The 20,393-nt window shown below is 71.6% G+C and carries 17 protein-coding genes; 13 read left to right on the top strand and 4 right to left on the bottom strand.

The window, feature by feature from the left end; genetic code table 11:
* Nucleotides 1–6: 6 nt before the first annotated feature.
* A complete protein-coding gene (locus ACFZB3_RS15040) occupies nucleotides 7–1,050 on the top strand; it encodes a zinc-binding dehydrogenase (RefSeq protein WP_391375049.1) in 1,044 nt (347 codons plus the stop codon).
* Between the two features lie 16 nt (nucleotides 1,051–1,066).
* Here the strand turns inward: ACFZB3_RS15040 and ACFZB3_RS15035 are convergent, their stop codons facing one another.
* Nucleotides 1,067–1,267 (bottom strand): AlpA family transcriptional regulator, encoded by a 201-nt coding sequence (locus ACFZB3_RS15035; protein WP_089105276.1) that lies wholly within the window; start codon nucleotides 1,265–1,267, stop codon nucleotides 1,067–1,069.
* A 392-nt stretch (nucleotides 1,268–1,659) separates the two neighbouring features.
* Here ACFZB3_RS15035 and iolC point away from each other — a divergent pair, with 392 nt between their 5' ends.
* From iolC to mmsA, 5 genes are read left to right on the top strand one after another with little or no spacing between them, the layout of a single operon-like run.
* The gene (gene iolC / locus ACFZB3_RS15030; RefSeq protein ID WP_391375045.1) at nucleotides 1,660–2,610 is read left to right on the top strand and encodes a 5-dehydro-2-deoxygluconokinase; all 951 of its coding nucleotides are present in this window, start codon (nucleotides 1,660–1,662) and stop codon (nucleotides 2,608–2,610) included.
* Nucleotides 2,611–2,669: 59 nt separating this feature from the next.
* Nucleotides 2,670–3,551 carry a deoxyribose-phosphate aldolase gene (locus ACFZB3_RS15025; protein WP_391375810.1) on the top strand — a complete coding sequence of 294 codons (882 nt, stop codon included), beginning with the start codon at nucleotides 2,670–2,672 and terminating at the stop codon, nucleotides 3,549–3,551.
* Between the two features lie 10 nt (nucleotides 3,552–3,561).
* A complete protein-coding gene (gene iolB, locus ACFZB3_RS15020) occupies nucleotides 3,562–4,377 on the top strand; it encodes a 5-deoxy-glucuronate isomerase (protein WP_391375042.1) in 816 nt (271 codons plus the stop codon).
* The gene (gene iolD / locus ACFZB3_RS15015; protein WP_391375040.1) at nucleotides 4,374–6,245 is read left to right on the top strand and encodes a 3D-(3,5/4)-trihydroxycyclohexane-1,2-dione acylhydrolase (decyclizing); all 1,872 of its coding nucleotides are present in this window, start codon (nucleotides 4,374–4,376) and stop codon (nucleotides 6,243–6,245) included. The genes iolB and iolD overlap by 4 nt, the downstream gene beginning before the upstream one ends.
* 14 nt (nucleotides 6,246–6,259) lie before the next feature.
* Complete coding sequence (gene mmsA / locus ACFZB3_RS15010; protein WP_391375038.1) at nucleotides 6,260–7,762, top strand: CoA-acylating methylmalonate-semialdehyde dehydrogenase; 1,503 nt, start codon at nucleotides 6,260–6,262, stop codon at nucleotides 7,760–7,762.
* Between the two features lie 54 nt (nucleotides 7,763–7,816).
* On the opposite strand, the gene ACFZB3_RS15005 is transcribed toward mmsA, so the two are convergent.
* Nucleotides 7,817–8,647, bottom strand: coding sequence for a hypothetical protein (locus ACFZB3_RS15005; protein ID WP_391375035.1), 831 nt, complete (start codon nucleotides 8,645–8,647; stop codon nucleotides 7,817–7,819).
* A 349-nt stretch (nucleotides 8,648–8,996) separates the two neighbouring features.
* Here ACFZB3_RS15005 and ACFZB3_RS15000 point away from each other — a divergent pair, with 349 nt between their 5' ends.
* From ACFZB3_RS15000 to ACFZB3_RS14980, 5 genes are all read left to right on the top strand, one after another.
* Complete coding sequence (locus ACFZB3_RS15000; protein WP_391375032.1) at nucleotides 8,997–10,394, top strand: amino acid permease; 1,398 nt, start codon at nucleotides 8,997–8,999, stop codon at nucleotides 10,392–10,394.
* Between the two features lie 530 nt (nucleotides 10,395–10,924).
* Complete coding sequence (locus ACFZB3_RS14995) at nucleotides 10,925–13,570, top strand: CocE/NonD family hydrolase (RefSeq protein WP_391375029.1); 2,646 nt, start codon at nucleotides 10,925–10,927, stop codon at nucleotides 13,568–13,570.
* Nucleotides 13,567–14,430 carry an ABC transporter permease gene (locus tag ACFZB3_RS14990; protein ID WP_391375026.1) on the top strand — a complete coding sequence of 288 codons (864 nt, stop codon included), beginning with the start codon at nucleotides 13,567–13,569 and terminating at the stop codon, nucleotides 14,428–14,430. The genes ACFZB3_RS14995 and ACFZB3_RS14990 overlap by 4 nt, the downstream gene beginning before the upstream one ends.
* A gap of 168 nt (nucleotides 14,431–14,598) precedes the next feature.
* Nucleotides 14,599–16,098: a von Willebrand factor type A domain-containing protein gene (locus ACFZB3_RS14985; RefSeq protein ID WP_391375023.1), complete on the top strand. Its 1,500-nt coding sequence runs from the start codon at nucleotides 14,599–14,601 to the stop codon at nucleotides 16,096–16,098.
* A gap of 109 nt (nucleotides 16,099–16,207) precedes the next feature.
* Complete coding sequence (locus tag ACFZB3_RS14980; protein ID WP_391375020.1) at nucleotides 16,208–18,118, top strand: AMP-binding protein; 1,911 nt, start codon at nucleotides 16,208–16,210, stop codon at nucleotides 18,116–18,118.
* Nucleotides 18,119–18,176: 58 nt separating this feature from the next.
* Here ACFZB3_RS14980 and ACFZB3_RS14975 read toward each other — a convergent pair whose 3' ends face one another.
* Both ACFZB3_RS14975 and ACFZB3_RS14970 read right to left on the bottom strand, forming a co-directional pair.
* Nucleotides 18,177–18,587: a rodlin gene (locus ACFZB3_RS14975; RefSeq protein ID WP_391375017.1), complete on the bottom strand. Its 411-nt coding sequence runs from the start codon at nucleotides 18,585–18,587 to the stop codon at nucleotides 18,177–18,179.
* Nucleotides 18,588–18,741: 154 nt separating this feature from the next.
* Nucleotides 18,742–19,155: a rodlin gene (locus ACFZB3_RS14970; protein ID WP_391375014.1), complete on the bottom strand. Its 414-nt coding sequence runs from the start codon at nucleotides 19,153–19,155 to the stop codon at nucleotides 18,742–18,744.
* 266 nt (nucleotides 19,156–19,421) lie between these two features.
* Here ACFZB3_RS14970 and ACFZB3_RS14965 point away from each other — a divergent pair, with 266 nt between their 5' ends.
* Nucleotides 19,422–19,838 carry a rodlin gene (locus tag ACFZB3_RS14965; RefSeq protein ID WP_391375011.1) on the top strand — a complete coding sequence of 139 codons (417 nt, stop codon included), beginning with the start codon at nucleotides 19,422–19,424 and terminating at the stop codon, nucleotides 19,836–19,838.
* Between the two features lie 255 nt (nucleotides 19,839–20,093).
* Nucleotides 20,094–20,345 (top strand): chaplin family protein, encoded by a 252-nt coding sequence (locus ACFZB3_RS14960; protein WP_391375008.1) that lies wholly within the window; start codon nucleotides 20,094–20,096, stop codon nucleotides 20,343–20,345.
* Nucleotides 20,346–20,393: the final 48 nt, after the last annotated feature.

The raw sequence follows: 20,393 nt of genomic DNA, 5'->3' as shown, positions 1-20,393 counted from the left end.
CGCGCGATGCGAGCCGTCGTCTTCGACCACTACGCCACCCCCGCCGAGGTACGGGACGTTCCCGACCCCCACCCGGCCCCCCACGGAGTGGTCGTGCGCGTGGAGGCCACCGGCCTCTGCCGGAGCGACTGGCACGGCTGGTCGGGCCACGATCCGGACATCACGCTCCCGCACGTCCCCGGCCACGAACTGGCCGGTGTGATCGAGGAGGTCGGCGCCGGGGTGACCGCCTGGCACCCCGGCGACCGGGTCACCGTCCCCTTCGTCTGCGCCTGCGGCAGCTGCCCGTCCTGCGCGGCCGGCGACCAGCAGGTCTGCGAACGCCAGACCCAGCCCGGCTTCACGCACTGGGGCTCCTTCGCCCAGTACGTGGCGCTGGACCACGCCGACGTGAACCTGGTGGCGATCCCGGACGACATGTCCTACGCCACCGCCGCCTCCCTGGGCTGCCGCTTCGCCACCGCCTTCCGTGCGGTGGTGCAGCAGGGCAGGGTCGCGGCGGGGGAGTGGGTGGCGGTGTACGGCTGCGGGGGCGTGGGCCTGTCGGCGGTGATGATCGCGGCGGCGTCGGGGGCGCGGGTGGCGGCCGTCGACGTGTCACCCCAAGCCCTCGACCTGGCAAGGAAGTTCGGCGCGGCGCACGGCGTGAACGCGTCGGACCTGGAGGACCCCGCGGCGGCGGTCCGTGATCTCACCTCCGGTGGCGCCCATCTCTCCCTGGACGCCCTCGGCTCACCCGCCACCTCGGCCGCCTCGGTCAACTCCCTGCGGCGGCGCGGCCGCCACGTCCAGGTGGGCCTGCTGCCGTCCCCGGACGGCAACACCCCCGTACCGCTGGCCCGCGCGATCGCCCTGGAGCTGGAGCTCCTCGGCAGCCACGGCATGGCGGCCCACACCTACCCCGCCATGCTCGAACTGGTCCGCGCCGGCACGCTCCGCCCCGACCTCCTGGTCACCTCGACGATCACCCTGGACGCGGCCCCGGCGGCCCTGGCGGCGATGGGCGGGGCACCGGCGGCGGGGGTGACGGTCATCGAGCCCTGGGCCTGACGGCCCGTGACCGGGCTCAGAAGTCTCTGCGCCCCCGGTTGCCCGGCCGGGAGGCGACCCAGGCCCGGACCGTGTCGGCGTACCAGTAGGGCTTGCCGCCCTCGACGTGGTCGGGCGGCGGCAGCAGCCCGTGCTTGCGGTAGGAGCGGACGGTGTCCGGCTGCACCCGGATGTGCGCCGCGATCTCCTTGTAGGACCAGAGCCGTCGGTCGGTCATGGGATGCACCTCCCTGCGCGCACCGCGGGGGCGACCGGAGGCGGTCGTCGGGGGAGCCGGGCGCTGCGCTGGCGATCACAAAGCCTGTGCCCGGTGAACGACGGAGAGTGACTGTCCGCAAGCGTCTGTGGACCGGGTGTGACCGAGGGCCCGCGTACGCGCGACATGTGTGACACAAGGGGGGAGTTTGTGACACAGCCGGGGCACAGGCGCACGCCCACTCGTCGGCGGGGCGCCTTGACACCCGCGCACGCACCGGTCCGCCCCGCCCCCCCTGCGGGCGCCCTCGGCCCCTCCTGCCGTCTCTCTCGTCAGAATGTCCGGACAAACCATTGACACGACCTCCTGTCCCGGACTACAAACCTCGGGAGAGCCATGACGAAGGGAAGCCGATGGCGTACGACCTGATCACCATGGGGCGGATCGGGGTGGACCTCTATCCGCTCCAGACCGGAGTCCCGCTCGCCCAGGTGTCGTCCTTCGGCAAGTTCCTCGGCGGGTCGGCGACGAACGTGGCCGTGGCGGCCGCCCGCCTCGGCCGCAGCACCGCGGTCATCACCCGCACCGGTGAGGACGCCTTCGGCGCCTACCTGCACGAGGCCCTCCAGGGCTTCGGTGTGGACGACCGCTGGGTCACCCCGGTCCCCGGCCTGAACACCCCGGTCACGTTCTGCGAGATCTTCCCGCCGGACGACTTCCCGCTGTACTTCTACCGGCAGCCCAAGGCCCCGGACCTGGAGATCGACGCCCACGAGCTGGACCTGGACGCCGTCCGCGCCGCCCGGATCTTCTGGATCACCGGCACCGGCCTGAGCGAGGAGCCCAGCCGCACCGCGACCCTCGCGGCTCTCGCCCACCGCGCCAAGGCCGGGATCACCGTCTTCGACCTCGACTGGCGCCCCATGTTCTGGAAGGACCCGGACACCGCCCGGCCCTTCTACGCCGAGGCGCTCAAGCACACGACCGTGGCCGTCGGCAACCTCGACGAGGTGGAGGTCGCGACCGGCGTGCGCGAGCCGCAGGCCGCCGCCCAGGCGCTCCTGGACGCCGGTGTCGAGATCGCCGTCGTCAAGCAGGGCCCCAAGGGCGTCCTCGCCGTCAGCCGTGCCGGCGACTCCGCGGAGGTCCCGCCGCTGCCCGTCGACGTGCTGAACGGACTCGGTGCCGGAGACGCCTTCGGCGGCTCCCTCTGCCACGGCCTCCTCGAAGGCTGGGACCTGGAGAAGATCATGCGGCACGCCAACGCGGCCGGCGCCATCGTCGCCTCCCGCCTGGAGTGCTCCTCCGCGATGCCGACCGGCGAAGAGATCGACGCCGCGCTCGCCGCCGGAGCGGTGCTGTGAGGGCCGGCCGCGTCGCGGGCGCGCACCACGAGGGTGGCGCGGGCGCCCCCGCCCAGCAGGTGAAGGTCGACGTCTCGGCCCTCGTCCACACCCGCACCCACCACCCCGAGGCCATCGCCGAGGCGGCCACCCGGCGCGCCCGCCGTCCGCTCCTCAACGAGGACGGCAAGCTGATGATCGTCGCCGCCGACCACCCGGCCCGCGGCGCCCTCGGCGTGGGCGGCGACCGGCTCGCCATGGCCAACCGGGCGGAGCTGCTGGAGCGCCTCTGCCTGGCCCTGTCCCGGCCCGGCGTCGACGGCGTCCTCGCCACCGCCGACATCCTGGACGACCTGCTCCTGCTCGGCGCCCTGGACGGCAAGGTCGTCATGGGCTCGATGAACCGGGGCGGACTGCAGGGCGCCTCCTTCGAGCTCGACGACCGGTTCACCGGCCACCGCGCCGAGGACATACAGCGCCTCGGGTTCGACGCCGGCAAGCTGCTGCTGCGCATCGACTACGACGACCCGGGCTCCCTCACCACCCTGGAGTCCACGGCCCGCGCCATCGACGACATGGCCGCACGCCGGCTGCCGGTCTTCGTCGAGCCGTTCATCAGCCGCCGCACCCCCGAGGGCAAGGTCAGGAACGACCTGTCCCCCGAGGCGGTCACCAAGTCCATCGCCATCGCCTCGGGCCTCGGCGGGAGTTCGGCCTACACCTGGCTCAAGGTGCCGGTGACGGACAACCCCGACGACATGGCCCAGGTCATGGAGACGTCCACGCTCCCGGCCGTGCTGCTGGGCGGCGAGGTCGGCGACGATCAGGACGGCGCCTACGAGAAGTGGCGCAGCGCCCTGCGACTCCCCACCGTGCGCGGCCTGGTGGTCGGCCGCTCGCTGCTGTACCCGGCGGACGGCGACGTGGCCGCCGCCGTGGACACCGCCGTCGGACTCCTGTGAGGGCGAGAAGATGACGACCAACGAGCTGCATCTCACCAAGGGTTCGGCCGCGAACGCCCAGTACGCGCTCGACATCGACCCCAAGCGGGCCGGTTGGGCGCACAGCAGCCTGAGGATCGTCGAACTGGCCCCGGGGGGAACGCATTTGTTCACCACCGGGGACAGCGAGTGGATCGTGCTTCCGCTGCAGGGCGGTTGTACGGTGCAAACAGAGGGAAACGAGTTCCAGATCCTGGGCCGGGAAAGCGTGTTCAGCGGAGTCTCCGACTTCGTGTACGTGCCCCGGGACGCCCAGGTCCAGATCGCCTCCGGCGCGGGAGGCCGCTTCGCCCTGGCAGGAGCGAAGTGCGAGCGACGACTCCCCGCCCGCTACGGCCCCGCGCCGGAGGTCCCCGTCGAAGACCGCGGCAGCGGCACCAGCGCCCGGCAGGTGCGCAACTTCGCCTCCGCGTCCGCCTTCGACTGCGACAAGCTCATCGCCGTCGAGGTGATCACGCCCGGCGGCAACTGGTCCTCGTACCCGCCGCACAAGCACGACGAGCACCGGCCCGGCGAGGAGTCGGAGCTGGAGGAGATCTACTACTTCGAGATCGACGGACCGAACGGTATCGGGTATCAGCGCGTATTCCCCTCCCGTGAGGGCGGTACGGACGTCCTCGCCGAGGTCCGCTCCGGCGACGCCGTGCTCGTTCCCGACGGATGGCACGGCCCGTCGATCGCGCAGCCCGGGCACGACATGTACTACCTGAACGTCATGGCGGGGCCCGGTGCGACGCGGGAGTGGCGGATCTGCTTCCACCCGGACCATACGGAGGGTTACCGATGACGATTCGGTTGACCGTCGCGCAAGCGCTTGTCCGCTTTCTCGCCGTCCAGTTCACCGAGCGGGACGGCGAGCGCCGCCGCCTGATCGGCGCCACCTGGGGCATCTTCGGCCACGGCAACGTGGCCGGCCTCGGCCAGGCGCTCGTCGAGTACGCGGACGACATGCCGTTCCACCAGGGCCGCAACGAGCAGGCCATGGTGCACGCGGCGGTCGGCTACGCGCGTCAGTCGAACCGTCTCGCCACGCACGCCGTGACGACCTCCATCGGCCCGGGCGCCACCAACCTGGTCACCGGCGCCGCCCTCGCCACCATCAACCACCTCCCGGTCCTGCTGCTCCCCGGCGACGTCTTCGCCACCCGCCCCGCCGACCCGGTCCTGCAGCAGCTCGAAGTCCCGCACGCGGCCGACGTGTCGGTCAACGACACCCTCCGCCCGGTGTCGAGGTTCTTCGACCGCGTCAACCGCCCCGAACAGCTGATCCCCTCCGCCCTGGCCGCGATGCGGGTCCTCACCGACCCCGTCGAGACCGGCGCCGTCACCCTCGCCCTCCCGCAGGACGTGCAGGCCGAGGCGTACGACTGGCCGGAGGAGTTCTTCGCCGAGCGGGTGTGGACCGTACGGCGGCCGGGCGCCGACCCCGTCGAACTGGCCGCCGCGGTACAGGCCGTCAGGACCGCGCGGCGGCCCCTCGTCATCGCCGGCGGCGGGGTCCACCACAGCCGCGCCGAAGCCGTGCTCGCCGAGTTCGCCGCGGCCACCCGCATCCCGGTCGCCTCGACCCAGGCCGGCAAGGGCTCGCTGCGCTGGGACCACCCGCAGGACGTCGGCGGCGTCGGCCACACCGGCACCGCCACCGCCGACGAACTCGCCCGCACCGCCGACCTGGTGATCGGCGTCGGCACCCGCTACACCGACTTCACCACGGCCTCCGGCACCCTCTTCGAGAACCCGGACGTCCGCTTCCTCAACCTCAACATCGCCCCGTACGACGGCCACAAGCTGGCCGGCCTGCCCCTGGTCGCCGACGCCCGCAGCGGTCTCACCGAGCTGCGGAAGGCCCTGGACGGCCACCGCACCGCCGACTCGTACGTCACCGAGTACACCGAGGACAAGGAGCGCTGGGAGCAGCGCGTCGACGCCTGCTACGAGGCCGACGAGCCGGACGTCCGGCCGACCCAGCCGCAGGTCCTCGGCGCCCTGGACGCGCTCGTCGACGAGACGGACGTGCTGGTCAACGCGGCCGGCTCGCTCCCCGGCGACCTGCACCGGATGTGGCGGGCCCGCTCGCACGACCAGTACCACCTGGAGTACGGCTACTCCTGCATGGGCTACGAGATACCGGCCGCCATCGGGGTGAAACTCGCGGCGCCGGAGCGGAACGTGTGGGCGCTGGTCGGCGACGGCACGTATCTGATGATGCCGACCGAGATCGTCACCGCCGTCCAGGAGGGGATAGCCGTCAAGGTGCTGCTGGTGCAGAACCACGGCTACGCCTCCATCGGCGGCCTCTCCGAGTCGGTGGGCGGCGAGCGGTTCGGCACCGCGTACCGCTTCACCTCGGACGACGGCACCTTCACGGGTGCGCCGCTCCCCGTCGACCTGGCCGCCAACGCGGCCAGCCTCGGCATGCGCGTCCTGCGCGCGAAGACCGTCCGGGACCTGCGCACGGCGCTCGCCGAGGCGCGGGCCGCCGACACTCCCACATGTGTCTACGTGGAGACCGAAACGGCCGACACTGTGTCGGGCCCGCCTCCCGCGCAGGCCTGGTGGGATGTACCTGTGGCCGAGACCGCGACCCGATCCTCCGCGGTCAAGGCACGTGAGCTCTACGAACGGCACGTCTCCACCCGACGCCGCCATCTGTGAAGGAGTAACCGGTCATGACGAAGATCGTCAACCACTGGATCGGCGGCAAGTCCGTCGACGGCACGTCGGGCAACTACGGGCCGGTCACCGACCCGGCCACCGGCGCGGTCACCACGAAGGTCGCGTTCGCGTCCGTCGACGAGGTCGACGCCGCGGTCGCCGCCGCCAAGGACGCGTTCGCGACCTGGGGCCAGTCCTCGCTGGCCAAGCGCACGGAGATCCTGTTCCGCTTCCGCGCCCTCCTCGACACGAACCGGGACGCGATCGCCGAGCTGATCACGGCCGAGCACGGCAAGGTGCACTCCGACGCCCTCGGCGAGGTCGCCCGCGGCCTGGAGATCGTGGACCTGGCGTGCGGCATCAACGTGCAGCTGAAGGGCGAGCTGTCCACGCAGGTCGCGTCCCGCGTGGACGTCTCCTCGATCCGTCAGCCCCTCGGCGTCGTGGCGGGCATCACGCCGTTCAACTTCCCGGCGATGGTCCCGATGTGGATGTTCCCGATCGCCATCGCGACCGGCAACACCTTCGTCCTGAAGCCGTCCGAGAAGGACCCCTCCGCGTCGGTCAAGCTCGCCGAGCTGCTGGCCGAGGCCGGGCTGCCCGACGGCGTCTTCAACGTCGTCCACGGCGACAAGGTGGCCGTGGACCGGCTCCTGGAGCACCCCGACGTCAAGGCCGTCTCCTTCGTCGGCTCGACCCCGATCGCCCGCTACATCCACACCACCGCCTCCGCCAACCACAAGCGGGTCCAGGCCCTCGGCGGCGCCAAGAACCACATGCTGGTCCTCCCCGACGCCGACCTGGACGCGGCGGCCGACGCGGCCGTCTCCGCCGCCTACGGCTCGGCCGGCGAGCGCTGCATGGCCATCTCGGCCGTGGTCGCCGTGGGCGCGATCGGCGACGAGCTGGTGGAGAAGATCCGCGAGCGCGCCGAGAAGATCAAGATCGGCCCCGGCAACGACCCCGCCTCCGAGATGGGCCCGCTGATCACCGCCGTCCACCGCGACAAGGTGGCCTCCTACGTCACCGGCGCCGCCGCCGAGGGCGCCGAGGTCGTCCTGGACGGCACCGGCTACACGGTCGAGGGCTTCGAGGACGGCCACTGGATCGGCATCTCGCTCCTCGACAAGGTGCCCACCACCGCCAAGGCCTACCAGGACGAGATCTTCGGCCCGGTCCTGTGCGTCCTGCGCGTGGAGACGTACGAGGAGGGCGTGGCGCTGATCAACTCCTCCCCGTTCGGCAACGGCACCGCGATCTTCACCCGGGACGGCGGCGCGGCCCGCCGCTTCCAGCTGGAGATCGAGGCCGGCATGGTCGGCGTCAACGTGCCGATCCCGGTCCCCGTCGGCTACCACTCCTTCGGTGGCTGGAAGGACTCGCTCTTCGGCGACCACCACATCTACGGCAACGACGGCACGCACTTCTACACCCGCGGCAAGGTCGTCACCACCCGCTGGCCCGACCCGTCCGAGGCTCCGGCCGGCGTCGACCTGGGCTTCCCGCGCAACCACTGAGACGCACGGTGCCCCGCCGCTCCGACGAGAGGCGGGGCACCGGCGTGTCCGGGGTCAGCCCTGCTGCTTGCGGGCGTCCTCGATCGTCTTGGTCAGGTCGGCGGTCTGGGCGGCCGGCGGGGCCTTCACCGGGGCCGTGGCGCCGAACTTCTCGAAGTCCATGGTCACGGTCACCTTGCCGATCTGCTCCTTCAGGCGGACCGGCAGGTCCTTGGCGTTCAGCCACAGGTTCATCGTCATCGAGCCGCCACCGGTCACCGCGGTCATGCCGTCACTGCCGTAGGCGTCCTTGAACTTCCCCATCTGCGCCTGGTCGACGACGGCCCGGTAGTGGGTCGTGCGCTGCCCGTCGACGGTCTCCGTGCCGAAGTCCTTCACGTGGTCCGCGTACTTGAGGTACTTCAGCGTGGCCGCGGGGTTGCCCGCGCCGTTCCCGCTGAAGGCCTGCGCGCCCTTGTCGCCGAAGAGCGCCGACGCGTCGATCTTCATCCACTGCTTGCCCTTGAGCGGGCCGGAGGCCTGCGGGTCGACGTCGTAGTAGTAGGCGCCGTCCACGAACAGGGTCCGGATGGTCGGGCTGTGCTGGAGAGCCTCCATCTTCGCGGCCTTGGTGTCCATGAGGACGTCCATCGCCAGACCGTCTCCCCAGGAGAAGGTGCCGTTCATGGTGACCGGGGCGGCCGTGCCGATGGCGGTGCTCATCCTGACCTTGGCCGAGCCCAGGTGGTCGGTCCGGTCGGTGGCGTGCGACAGCACCGTCATGATCCTGTCCGCGTTGTCCACGGCCGCGCCGGCCGCCTTCACGCCGCCGGAGCCGCACGCGGACACCGCGACCATCGCCGCCGCCGTGAACCCCACCCAGGCAGCGGTGTACTTCAGCTTCATGAGTCCCCACCCATTGCTGTGATTCGGTTGTGAGTTCTGCTGTCGATGACTCTAACGGGACACACTGACAGGTCCGGATACCGGACGTCCTCACGTTTTTTTGATGCCCGCGCTGCGATTCCCGTACGGGAGGACGGTGTGGAACCGCCTGCCTCATACCGACGGATACGTGGAAAACGGCGAGTGGATCAACGAATTCCGTAGGTTAACAACCATTGACGTGATGGTTTTCGTCGGGGTTCCATGCATCGCAACCGGGAGCGGACGAACAGACGCACGAGACGAGCCGCCGGAGGCGATAGCACTCCCGGCCGAAACTCCTCTCCGCTTCAGTCGATCGGAACGCCGCATGACCGACACGCTCCGCCCTGTCGAGACCGCCCTCCCCGAGGTGTCCGACAGCCCCAAGACGCTCAAGCGCTCCATCGGCGTGGTCGGCGGCACCCTCCTGACCCTCTCCTGCGTCACACCGGCCTCCACGCTCTTCGTGGTCGTCCCCGACCTGTTCGGCTCCCTCGGAACCGCCACCGCCCTCACGATCGCCATCGGCTCGCTCCTCTGTATCGCCGTGGCCTTCTGCTACTCCGAGCTGGGCACCCTCATCCCCAGCGCGGGCGGCGAGTACGCGATGGTCTCGACGATGGCGGGCCGCCTGGCCGGGTGGCTGGTCTTCGTCCTCTCCCTCCTCGTCGTGATGATCGTGCCGCCGGTGATCGCGATGGGCACGGCCGACTACCTGTCCCCGATCGTCCACCTGGACCCGGCCATGACCGGCGCCGGCGTGATGCTCCTCGCGACCCTCGCCGGCCTCCTGGACCTGCGCGCGAACGCCTGGATCACCGGCATCTTCCTGGTCCTGGAGGTCATCGCGGCGGGCGTCGTGGCCGTCCTCGGCTTCTCCCACAGCCACCGCGGGGTCGGCAGCCTCACCTCCATGCAGGTGGCGGACACGGGGGGCCACACCACCACGGTCACCGCGATGCTCGTCGTCTCCGGCCTCGCCATCGCCCTCTTCGTCACCCAGGGCTTCTCGACGGCCGTCTACCTCTCCGAGGAACTGGAGAACCCGCGCCGCAACGTGGCCCGCACGGTCCTCGCCACCCTCGCGATCTCCACGGTGGTCATCCTCGTCCCGGTCGCCGCGATCACCATGGGCGCGTCCGACCTCAAGGCCCTCACCGGCGGCGACATCAGCGCCATGGTCACCGCCTGGTCCAACTCCGCGGTCGGCACCTTCGTCAGCCTCTGCGTGGCCCTCGCGATCATCAACGCGGGCATCGTCATGGTCATCCAGAACTCCCGCGTCCTGTTCGCCTCGGCCCGCGACAAGGCCTGGCCGGCCCCGGTCAACAGCGCCCTCTCCCGCCTCGGCCGCTTCGGCTCCCCCTGGGTCGCGACCCTCGCGGTCGGCGTCCCCGGCGCCGTCCTCTGCTTCGTCAACCTCGACACCCTCTACGGCGTCACGGGCGTCTCGGTGACGGGCATGTACCTCCTCGTCGCCGTCGCCGCCCTCCTCTCCCGCCGAGGCCACCACAAGCACACCCCCGCCTGGCGGATGCCCCTCTGGCCGGCGATGCCGATCCTCCTCATCGCCGTCCTCGGCTACATCCTCACCCAGCAGGAAACCGCCTACCTCCTCTGGACCGGCGGCATCACCGCCGCCGCCACCCTCTACTGGGCCTTCTACCTCCGCCCCCGCAAGGAAACCCACTGGGTGGTCTCCATCCCGGAGGACGCCCAGCCCTGAGCCCCAGCGAGACCACCCGCCCCAGGAACCCGAGGGCGGCACCGGACGGCGCGGTGGTGTCCGGTGGAGCAGCGGTGGGTTGTGAGCCCCAGCGAGACCACCCGACCCAGGGGCGCGGGGAACTGCGCGATCGGCCCCCACCGGGCCTGCGGGGACCCACCGGCCGGTTCGGCGCCGCCGGATTCGGCCGTTGTGGCTGATCGCCGTTGCGGCGGAATCGAGTGGGGCGGCGGGATCGGGTGGGGCGGCGGAGCCGGGTGGCGCGGTGGTGTTCGGTGGAGCAGCGGTGGGTTCTGAGCGCCGGGGCGGACGCCCGACCTGGGGGCGCGGGGAACTGCGCGATCGGCCCCCACCGGGCCTGCGGGGATCCACCGGCCGGTTCGGTGCCGTCGGAAGTCGGAGGCGGGTCGGCGGCGTCCCGGTGTACCGCGGCCGAAGTACGTGGCGACGTAGCCCTACTCCTCGGGGATGGCCCGCTGTTCAGCCCACCGTCGGCATCGGATGTCGGTCCCGCCCCGTACCGTTGAAGCATGGATCTTCGACCCCCCGGCCTACGAGCGCTGCTCGGGCGGCCGCGGCGGCTTCTGGCCGCCGCGGCCGTCGTCGTCGTGCTCGTCGGCGCCGGCACGTGGACGGCCGTCGCCTCCGACGACCCGTCCCCGGTGCACCGCACCGACAAGGTCATGGCGGTGGACGGGGTGCGTCTCGACACCTCGTTCTTCACCACGTCCGGCACCGGCCGACGCCCCGCGGTCCTCCTCGCCCACGGCTTCGGCGGCAGCAAGGACGACATGCGCGCCGAGGCCGAGGACCTCGCCCGCGACGGCTACGCGGTCCTCACCTGGTCCGCCCGCGGCTTCGGCAGATCCACCGGGAAGATCGGCCTCAACGACCCGAAGAGCGAGGTCGCCGACGTCTCCAGGCTCATCGACTGGCTGGCCGAGCAGCCCCAGGTCCAGCTCGACAAGGCCGGCGACCCGCGGGTCGGCATGGCGGGCGGCTCGTACGGCGGCGCGATCTCGCTGCTGACCGCCGCCTACGACCACCGGGTCGACGCCATCGCCCCCTCCATCACGTACTGGAACCTCGCGGACGCCCTGTTCCCGGACGGCGTCTTCAAGAAGCTCTGGGCCGGGATCTTCTTCAACACCGGCGGCGGCTGCGCCAACTTCCAGCCCGAGCTGTGCGCGATGTACAACCGGGTCGCCGAGTCGGGCAAGCCGGACGCCGCCGCGGTCAAGCTCCTCGAAGAACGCTCACCGTCGGCCGTCGGCAGCCGCATCAAGGTGCCGACGCTGCTCTTCCAGGGCCAGACCGACTCCCTCTTCACGCTCTCCCAGTCGGACGCGGCGGCCAAGGCCATCAAGGCCAACGGCGCCCCCGTCGACGTCGACTGGATCGCCGGCGGCCACGACGGCGGCGACCTGGAGACCAGCCGCGTCGAGGGCCGGGTGACGGCATGGTTCGACCGGTATCTGAAGGGCGAGAAGAACACCGGCACCGGGCCCGCGTTCCGGATCACCCGCACCGGCGGCGTCGACTCCACCGACGGCGCCGCCCAGCTGCGCGGCGCGACCGCCGACAGCTACCCCGGCCTGGAGAGCGACCGGAAGGACATCGCCCTGAAGGGCGGCACCCAGCACGTCGCCAACCCGGCCGGCGCCAGCCCGCCCGGCGTCTCCGCACTGCCCGGCCTCGGCGGTGGCGGCCTCTCCCAGCTCTCCTCCCTCGGCGTCGGCATCTCCCTCGACTTCCCGGGCCAGTACGCCCGCTTCGACTCGGCCCCGATGACCGACAACGTGCAGATCACCGGCGCCCCCACCGCCACCGTCCGCCTCACCTCGACCACCGGCGACGCCGTGCTCTTCGGCAAGGTGTACGACGTCGGCCCCGACGGCACCCAGCAGGTGCTGCCCTCCCAGCTGGTCGCCCCGATCCGCGTCGAGGGCGCCCGGGCCGGCAAGGACGTCACGATCACCCTCCCGGCCATCGACCACGAGGTGCAGAAGGGCCACCGGCTGCGCCTCGTCCTCGCCTCCACCGACCTCGGCTACGCCTCCCCGACCGCCCCGGCCACCTACACCGTCACCCTCCAGAGCCCCCTGAGCGTGCCGACGGCACCCCAGGTGGACACGGCCGCGGCAGCGCTGCCCGCCTGGGTGTGGTGGCTGCCGCTGGCCGGCGCGCTGGCCGCCCTGGCCCTGCTGCTCACCGGCCGCCGCCGCACCGCGGGCCCGGCCCCCGCCCCGGCGCTCGCCGAAGTCCCGCTCCAGATAACGGACCTGAGCAAGCGCTACGCCGGTTCGACCGACCGGTACGCGGTCCGGGAGCTGTCCTTCCGCGTCGAGAAGGGCCAGGTGCTGGGCCTCCTCGGCCCGAACGGCGCCGGCAAGACCACCACCCTGCGCATGCTGATGGGCCTGATCAAGCCGGACGGCGGCGAGGTCCGGGTCTTCGGCCACGCCATCCGCCCCGGCGCACCCGTCCTCTCCCGGGTCGGCGCCTTCGTGGAGGGCGCCGGCTTCCTGCCGCACCTGTCCGGCCGGGAGAACCTGGAGCTGTACTGGCAGGCCACCGGACGCCCGCCCGAGGACGCCCACCTCGCCGAGGCCCTGCAGATCGCCGGCCTCGGCGACGCGCTGGCCCGCGCGGTCCGCACCTACTCGCAGGGCATGCGCCAGCGCCTCGCCATCGCCCAGGCCATGCTCGGCCTGCCGGACCTGCTCATCCTCGACGAACCCACCAACGGCCTCGACCCGCCGCAGATCCGCGAGATGCGCGAGGTGATGATCCGCTACGCGGCCGCCGGCCGCACCGTGATCGTCTCCAGCCATCTCCTCGCCGAGGTCGAGCAGTCCTGCACCCACCTCGTGGTGATGGACCGCGGCCGGCTCGTCCAGGCCGGACCGGTCGCCGAGATCATCGGCTCCGGCGACACCCTTCTCGTCGGCACCGGCACCCCCGTGGAGGAGCCGGTCGTGGAGAAGGTGGCCGCGCTGCCCGGCGTGGCCTCCGTGACCAGCACGGACGACGGCCTGCTCGTCCGCATGGAGCCCGGCGCCGGCGCCCCGCGCCTGGTCGCCGAACTCGTCCGCCTCGACGTGCCGGTGGCGTCGGTCGGCCCGCACCGCCGTCTGGAAGACGCCTTCCTGACCCTGATCGGAGGTTCCGCATGAGCACGCTCACCGAGAAGGCCGCGGTGGCCTCCGGCTACCGGGCGGGCCGCACCCTGCCGCTCCGCGTCGAACTGGTCCGCCAGCTCAAGCGGCGCCGCACGCTGGTGATGGGCGGCATCCTCGCCGTCCTGCCCTTCGTGCTGCTGATCGCGTTCGCCATCGGCGGCCAGCCGGGCGAACAGAACGGCCAGGTCACCCTCCTGGACACGGCCACCGCGTCCGGCGCCAACTTCGCCGCGGTCAACCTGTTCGTGTCGGCGGGCTTCCTGCTGGTCATCCCGGTCGCCCTGTTCTGCGGGGACACGGTCGCCTCGGAGGCCAGCTGGTCCTCCCTGCGCTACCTGCTCGCCGCACCCGTGCCGAGAGCCCGGCTGCTCTGGTCCAAGCTGGTCGTCGCGCTCGGCCTCAGCCTCGCCGCGATGATCCTGCTGCCGCTGGTCGCCCTGGCCGTCGGCACCGCCGCCTACGGCTGGGGGCCCCTCCAGATCCCCACCGGCGGCGCACTCGACACGGCCACCGCCACCCAGCGCCTCGCGATCGTGATCGCGTACGTCTTCCTGTCCCAACTGGTCACCGCGGGCCTCGCGTTCTGGCTCTCCACGAAGACCGACGCCCCGCTCGGCGCGGTCGGCGGCGCGGTCGGCCTGACCATCGTCGGCAACGTCCTGGACGCGGTCACCGCCCTCGGTCACTGGCGCGACTTCCTGCCCGCGCACTGGCAGTTCGCCTGGGCGGACGCCGTACAACCCCATCTGGAGTGGTCCGGCATGATCCAGGGCACGGCGGTCTCGATAACGTACGCCCTGGTGCTGTTCGCGCTGGCCTTTAGGGGTTTCGCCCGCAAGGACATCGTCTCGTAGGTCACCGGACGATTTCCCTCCGGCCTCGAAACCCCTGGTCCGTGGCCGCTTCGAGATCCATCCGCAACGCATCGGGGCGCACGTTCCGGCCCCCTGCGCCGTCACAGTCGACGACAAGTCAGGAAGACGAGTCAGGAAGTCGACTCCGACCGGCACAGGGGGCACGTGATGAACCGACACCGGACCCGACGACAGACACGCGCGGCACTGCTCGCCCTCACCGCAGCGGGCGCCTTGCTGCTGACCGGCTGCGGCGCGGCCGAGAACCACGTGAACGGCCCGAAGCGGACGACTGCCACCGGGGCCCCGGCCCCTTCCCGGGCCGCGGGCGACGAGACCGCCCCGCCCTCCGACCACCTCTCCACCTTCGCCCTCGACGTCGACACCGCCTCCTACGGCTACGCCCGCCGCACCCTCGCCGACGGCGGCCGCCCCGACCCCTCGACCATCCGGCCCGAGGAATTCGTCAACAGCTTCCGCCAGGACTACCGCACCCCCGGGCACGACGGTTTCACGGTCACCGTCGACGGCGCCCGCACCAGCGAGCCGGACTGGTCCCTGGTCCGGGTGGGCCTCGCCACCCGACCCGCCGCCGACGACCCCGACGAACGCCCCCCGGCCGCCCTCACCTTCGTCATCGACGTCTCCGGCTCCATGGGCGAACCGGGCCGTCTCGACCTCGCCAAGAGGTCCCTGGACACGATGACCGACCGGCTGCGCGACGACGACTCGGTCGCGCTCGTCACCTTCAGCGAGCACGCCGAGACGGTCCTCCCGATGACCCGCCTCGGCGGCCACCGGGCCGAGATCCACGAGGCCGTCGACGACCTCGCCCCCCTGTCCTCCACCAACCTCGGCGAGGGCGTCGAGACCGGCTACGCCACCGCCGTCGAAGGACTGCGCAAGAACGCCACCAACCGCGTCGTCCTGATCTCCGACGCCCTCGCCAACGACGGCGAGACCGACCCCAACGCCATCCTCAGGCGCATCGACGGCGACCGCCGCGAGTACGGCATCACCCTGTTCGGCGTCGGAGTGGGCAGCGACTACGGCGACGCGCTCATGGAACGCCTGGCCGACAAGGGCGACGGCCACACGGTCTACGTCTCCGACACCGCGACCGCCACCGACGTCTTCTGCCGGCAGCTTCCGCAGAACATCGACCTGGTGGCCCGCGACGCCAAGGCCCAGGTGGCCTTCGACCCGCACACGGTCGCCGACTTCCGCCTGATCGGCTACCAGGACCGCAAGGTCGCCGACCGGGACTTCCGCAACGACCGGGTCGACGGCGGCGAGATCGGCCCCGGCCACACGGTCACGGCCCTCTACGCGGTGCGCACCGTCCCCGGCGCGGACGGCCACCTCGCGACCGCCACGGTCCGCTGGCTGGACCCCAACACCCGCTCCCCGCACGAGAACACGGGCGCCATGGAGACCAGCGCCCTGCACGACGACGTCTGGTCGGCCTCCCCGCGCTTCCAGGTGACAGCGGTGGCAGCGTACTTCGCGGACGCGCTGGCGGACGGGGAGTACGACGTCCCGGGGAGCCCTGACCTCGGCAAGCTCCAGGCCCGCGCCGCGACGCTGGCACGGACGACGGAGGACAAGGACGTCTCCGACCTCGCGACAGCCATTCGTGAGGCCGGACTTTCCAACGACGAGGGCTGAGGCGCCCCTTTGGGGGCGCGGGGAACTGCGCGACCAGCCCCCACTCACCCGCACTCCAAACCGTCCGAACCCGTTGACCTCCCCTTACTTCCGAGTAAGTTGACGCCCCATGAGCGTACGCAGCGACCTCGAACGAGCACGTCAACGAACCGACTTGGCCGATCGAGGCAAGGTCGAAGTCATCAAGGACGAGGCCGGGGTCGTGCGGGAGGCGCGCCGCCCGCCCCTCGCCGCCCCGCTCACCACCGGCTCCCTCGCCGACCTCCCGTACACCAACGCGGCCGAGGACCCGCACGCCACAGCCGTCCGCCGCCGAGAGGGCACCGTCACGGCAGCCGAGTTCGCCGCCCAAGTGACCTCCACGGCAAAGGGCTTGATCGCCGCCGGCCTCGCCGCAGGCGACCGCGTCGCCGTCATGTCCCGCACCCGCTACGAGTGGACGGTCCTCGACTTCGCGGTCTGGGCGGCCGGCGGGGTGAGCGTCCCGGTGTACCCCACCTCCTCCGCCGACCAGGTGGAGTGGATCGTCAGGGACTCGGGCGCCCGCCACGTCGTCACCGAGACCCCGGAGAACACCGCCACCGTCACCACCGGCACCGCCGCCCACCCCCACCCCCCGCGCATCTGGGAACTCGACGGCGGCGCGCTCACCGACCTCACCCTCCTCGGCCGGGAGATCCCGGACGAGGACGTCACCAAGCGCCGCGGCGCCCTCACCCCCGGGACCACGGCCACGGTCTGCTACACCTCCGGCACCACCGGCCGCCCCAAGGGCTGTGTCCTCACCCACGCCAACCTGCACGCCGAGGCCGCCAACACGGTCGAGCTGCTGCACCCCGTCTTCCAGGCGGTCACCGGCCGGACCGCGTCCACCCTGCTGTTCCTCCCGCTCGCCCACATCCTGGGCCGTACGCTCCAGATCGCCTGCCTGCTGGGCCGGATCGAGATGGGCCACTTCCCGAGCGTGAAGCCCGACGAACTCAGGCCCGCGTTGCGGGAGTTCAGGCCGACGTTCCTGGTCGGGGTGCCGTACCTCTTCGAGAAGATCCACGACACCGGGCGGGCGACGGCGGAGAAGATCGGGCGCGCCGCGTCCTTCGACCGCGCCGAGCGGACCGGGGTGCGGTTCGCCGCGGCCCACCTGGAGAAGTTCCTCGGCAGGGGGAAGGGGCCGGGGCCCGGCCTGTACGCCGCCTGGGCGCTGTACGACCTGCTGGTCTACCGCCGGATCCGCAAGGAGCTCGGCGGCCGGATGCGCTACGCCGTCAGCGGCGGCTCACCGCTCGACCGCGACCTCAACCTGTTCTTCCACGCGGCCGGGATCGTCGTCTACGAGGGCTACGGCCTGACCGAGACCAGCGCGGCCGCCACGATCGTGCCGCCGCTGGCGCCCCGCCCCGGCACGGTGGGGCAGCCGATCCCGGGGGCGGCCGTCCGGATCGCCGAGGACGGCGAGGTGCTGGTCAAGGGGGCGGTGGTGTTCGGGTCGTACTGGAACAACCCGGCCGCGACCGCCGAAGTGCTGGCGGACGACGGCTGGTTCGCGACCGGCGACCTGGGTGCGCTGGACGCGGACGGCTATCTCACCATCACCGGCCGCAAGAAGGACATCCTGGTCACCTCCGGCGGCAAGAACGTCTCCCCGGCCGTCCTGGAGGACCGGCTGCGCAGCCGGGCGCCCGTCGGCCAGTGCCTGGTGGTCGGCGACAACCGGCCGTTCGTCGCCGCGCTGATCACCCTGGACCCCGAGGCGGTCGCGCACTGGCTGTCCGTACGGGGACTGCCGGCGGACACCCCGCTCGCCGGGCTGGTCGCCGACGACCGGATGCGGGCCGAGGTGCAGAAGGCGGTCGACCACGCCAACCAGGCCGTCTCCCGCGCCGAGTCGATCCGCGCCTTCGCCCTGGTGGAGGGCGAGTTCAACGAGGAGAACGGCCTGCTCACGCCGTCCCTGAAGGTCAAGCGGCACGCGGTGGCGGCCCGCTACGCGGCCGAGATCGAGGCGCTGTACCGCGGGTGAGCAAAAGGCGGCGGGCCACCGGAGGAACCGGTGGCCCGCCGCCCGCGGCGTCCGTGGACTACTGGTTGCCGGTGCCGTTCGCCGACAGCGCGGAGATGTCGTCCAGGATGTGCGACAGCGGCTCGTCGCCCTTGGCCTGGGTGGAGTTCTCCACGCACTGCTGGTTCTGCGGCGCGGACAGGATCGGCACGTCCTGGGCGACGCCGACGGCGACCGCACCGATCAGGCCCTGCAGGTTCGCCTTGAGCGGAAGGCCGACGCACGGCTTGTTCAGCGATCCCTGGACCAGCGAGAGCTGCGGGCTCAGGTCGCCCTTGGTCACGGAGTTGCCGAACTCCGACTTGGCGCCGTTGCCGCTGGCAGAGGTGGTGCCGTTGTCGTTGCCGGTGGCCAGGGCCTGGGGAGCGGCCGTGGCCGCGAAACCGGCGACGGTGACGGCGACAGCCGCGGTTGCCCACAGCTTCTTCATGTTTGTTCCCTTTCGAAAGGCGGGCTCCGGGGAGGAGCTGCGTGATCGTCAACTTACCCGGATTCGCCTGGGTTGCGTGATTTGCCCCGATTGGCGGAGCGCAGTGCGACAAACCGACCGGCGCCCTCGGACCGGGGCCCGGAATGCTTCCGGACTACTTGTTGCCGGTGCCGTTCGCCGACAGCGCGGCGATGTCGTCCAGGATGTGCGACAGCGGCTCGTCGCCCTTGGCCTGGGTGGAGTTCTCGACGCACTGCTGGTTCTGCGGCGCGGAGAGGATCGGCACGTCCTGCAGGACGCCGACGGCACCCAGGCCGGCCAGGCCCTGGAGGTTCAGCTTCGCCGGGAGGCCGATGCAGGGCTTGTTGAAGGAACCCTGGATGAGCGCCAGCTGGGGGCTCATGTTGCCGTAGGTGGCGGAGTTGCCGAACGCCTGCTGGGCACCGTTGCCGCTGGCGGAGGTGGTGCCGTGGTCGTTGCCGGTGGCCAGGGCCGGCGAGGCGGCAGCAGCAGCGGCGCCGACGACGGAGGCTGCGACTGCGGCGGCGGCCAGAACCTTCTTGATCACTTGTCAGTTCCCTTCTGAGGACACCCCGTCCACCGGAGCGCACTGGTCAACTGCGCCCGCTCCGGTTGGTTGCTCCGCTTCACTCCAACGGCCCACGATCCGGAAATCCGCGATCCCGGGCCGGCCCGGGAATCCGGGTAATTCAGGGAGGGCACCGGGCCGAACGGGTGACGTGCCGCCCGCTGCCGCAACCATTCCGGATGCGGGCGGTTGATGCCGGGCAGGAACGTCCGTCTTGGCCCGAGGGCCGGGAAAGGAAAAGCGAAATGCTGAAGAAGGCAATGGCCGCGGCGGCGGTCGCCGTGTCCGTCGTAGGTGTGTCGGCGGCGGCAGCCCCCCAGGCGCTTGCCACCGGGAACGACCACGGCACCACCTCCGCCAGCGGCAACGGCGCCAAGGAGGCGTTCGGCAACTCCGTGACCAAGGGCAACCTGAGCCCGCAGGCCACGCTGGTCCAGAGCTCGCTCAACAAGCTCTGCGTCGGCCTCCCTGCGAAGGCGAACGCCCAGGCGATCTTCGGCCTCATCGCCGCCGTCGGGGTGGCCCAGGACGTGCCGATCCTGTCCGCGCCGCAGAACCAGCAGTGCGCCGAGAACTCGACCCAGGCCAAGGGCGACGAGCCGGTGTCGCACGTTCTGGACGACATCGCGGTCCTCGCGGCCAACGGCGTCGCCAACCAGTGATCCCGGTCCTGTGAAAGCCCGCCCGGTCGGTGCGCGTCTGCGCCGGCCGGGCGGGCTTTCGTCGTGGCCCGGAAATTCCCGCCGCCAGGAGAAGCGTTTCCTCTCTCTGTGTCAATTCTGGGAGAGCGTTCGAGTGAATTAACCAGCGGCGCCCGTTCCATAGTTTCTTCGACTGTCTATTCCTCGTTCTACAGCTGCCGGTCATGGTGCGAGCCGTTCAAGCTGTGCTCGCTCGGTTTCGGCCGACAAACGGGCATGACCGCAGAGAAGGGAAAGTTCATGAAGAAGACCGCTGCTGTGGTCGTCGGCGTGATCCTGGCGCTGGGCGGTGCCGTCCCCGCATTCGCCGACGCCGGTGCGCAGGGCACTGCCACCAACTCGCCGGGCGCCGTCTCCGGCAACGTGATCGAGGTCCCGGTCCACGTCCCGGTCAACGCCTGCGGCGACACCGTCGACGTCATCGGGCTGCTCAACCCGGCGCTCGCCGACGCCTGCGCCAACGTCTGACGACGTCACGCGGTACATCAGCCCTCCCGGCTGACCCCTGGCCGGCCC

It is taken from the genome of Streptomyces sp. NPDC008092, from assembly GCF_042957285.1.
Lineage (GTDB): Bacteria > Actinomycetota > Actinomycetes > Streptomycetales > Streptomycetaceae > Streptomyces.
Note: the sequence above shows the minus strand (reverse complement) of the source record. Positions and strands in the feature narration are given on the sequence as shown.

Excerpts from the sequence above, each read along its gene's own strand:
- ACFZB3_RS15040 (WP_391375049.1), top strand. The coding sequence starts at position 7 with ATGCGAGCCGTCGTCTTCGACCACTACGCCACCCCCGCCGAGGTACGG.
- ACFZB3_RS15035 (WP_089105276.1), bottom strand. The coding sequence starts at position 1,267 with ATGACCGACCGACGGCTCTGGTCCTACAAGGAGATCGCGGCGCACATC.
- iolC (WP_391375045.1), top strand. The coding sequence starts at position 1,660 with ATGGCGTACGACCTGATCACCATGGGGCGGATCGGGGTGGACCTCTAT.
- iolB (WP_391375042.1), top strand. The coding sequence starts at position 3,562 with ATGACGACCAACGAGCTGCATCTCACCAAGGGTTCGGCCGCGAACGCC.
- iolD (WP_391375040.1), top strand. The coding sequence starts at position 4,374 with ATGACGATTCGGTTGACCGTCGCGCAAGCGCTTGTCCGCTTTCTCGCC.
- mmsA (WP_391375038.1), top strand. The coding sequence starts at position 6,260 with ATGACGAAGATCGTCAACCACTGGATCGGCGGCAAGTCCGTCGACGGC.
- ACFZB3_RS15005 (WP_391375035.1), bottom strand. The coding sequence starts at position 8,647 with ATGAAGCTGAAGTACACCGCTGCCTGGGTGGGGTTCACGGCGGCGGCG.
- ACFZB3_RS15000 (WP_391375032.1), top strand. The coding sequence starts at position 8,997 with ATGACCGACACGCTCCGCCCTGTCGAGACCGCCCTCCCCGAGGTGTCC.
- ACFZB3_RS14995 (WP_391375029.1), top strand. The coding sequence starts at position 10,925 with ATGGATCTTCGACCCCCCGGCCTACGAGCGCTGCTCGGGCGGCCGCGG.
- ACFZB3_RS14990 (WP_391375026.1), top strand. The coding sequence starts at position 13,567 with ATGAGCACGCTCACCGAGAAGGCCGCGGTGGCCTCCGGCTACCGGGCG.
- ACFZB3_RS14985 (WP_391375023.1), top strand. The coding sequence starts at position 14,599 with ATGAACCGACACCGGACCCGACGACAGACACGCGCGGCACTGCTCGCC.
- ACFZB3_RS14980 (WP_391375020.1), top strand. The coding sequence starts at position 16,208 with ATGAGCGTACGCAGCGACCTCGAACGAGCACGTCAACGAACCGACTTG.
- ACFZB3_RS14975 (WP_391375017.1), bottom strand. The coding sequence starts at position 18,587 with ATGAAGAAGCTGTGGGCAACCGCGGCTGTCGCCGTCACCGTCGCCGGT.
- ACFZB3_RS14965 (WP_391375011.1), top strand. The coding sequence starts at position 19,422 with ATGCTGAAGAAGGCAATGGCCGCGGCGGCGGTCGCCGTGTCCGTCGTA.
- ACFZB3_RS14960 (WP_391375008.1), top strand. The coding sequence starts at position 20,094 with ATGACCGCAGAGAAGGGAAAGTTCATGAAGAAGACCGCTGCTGTGGTC.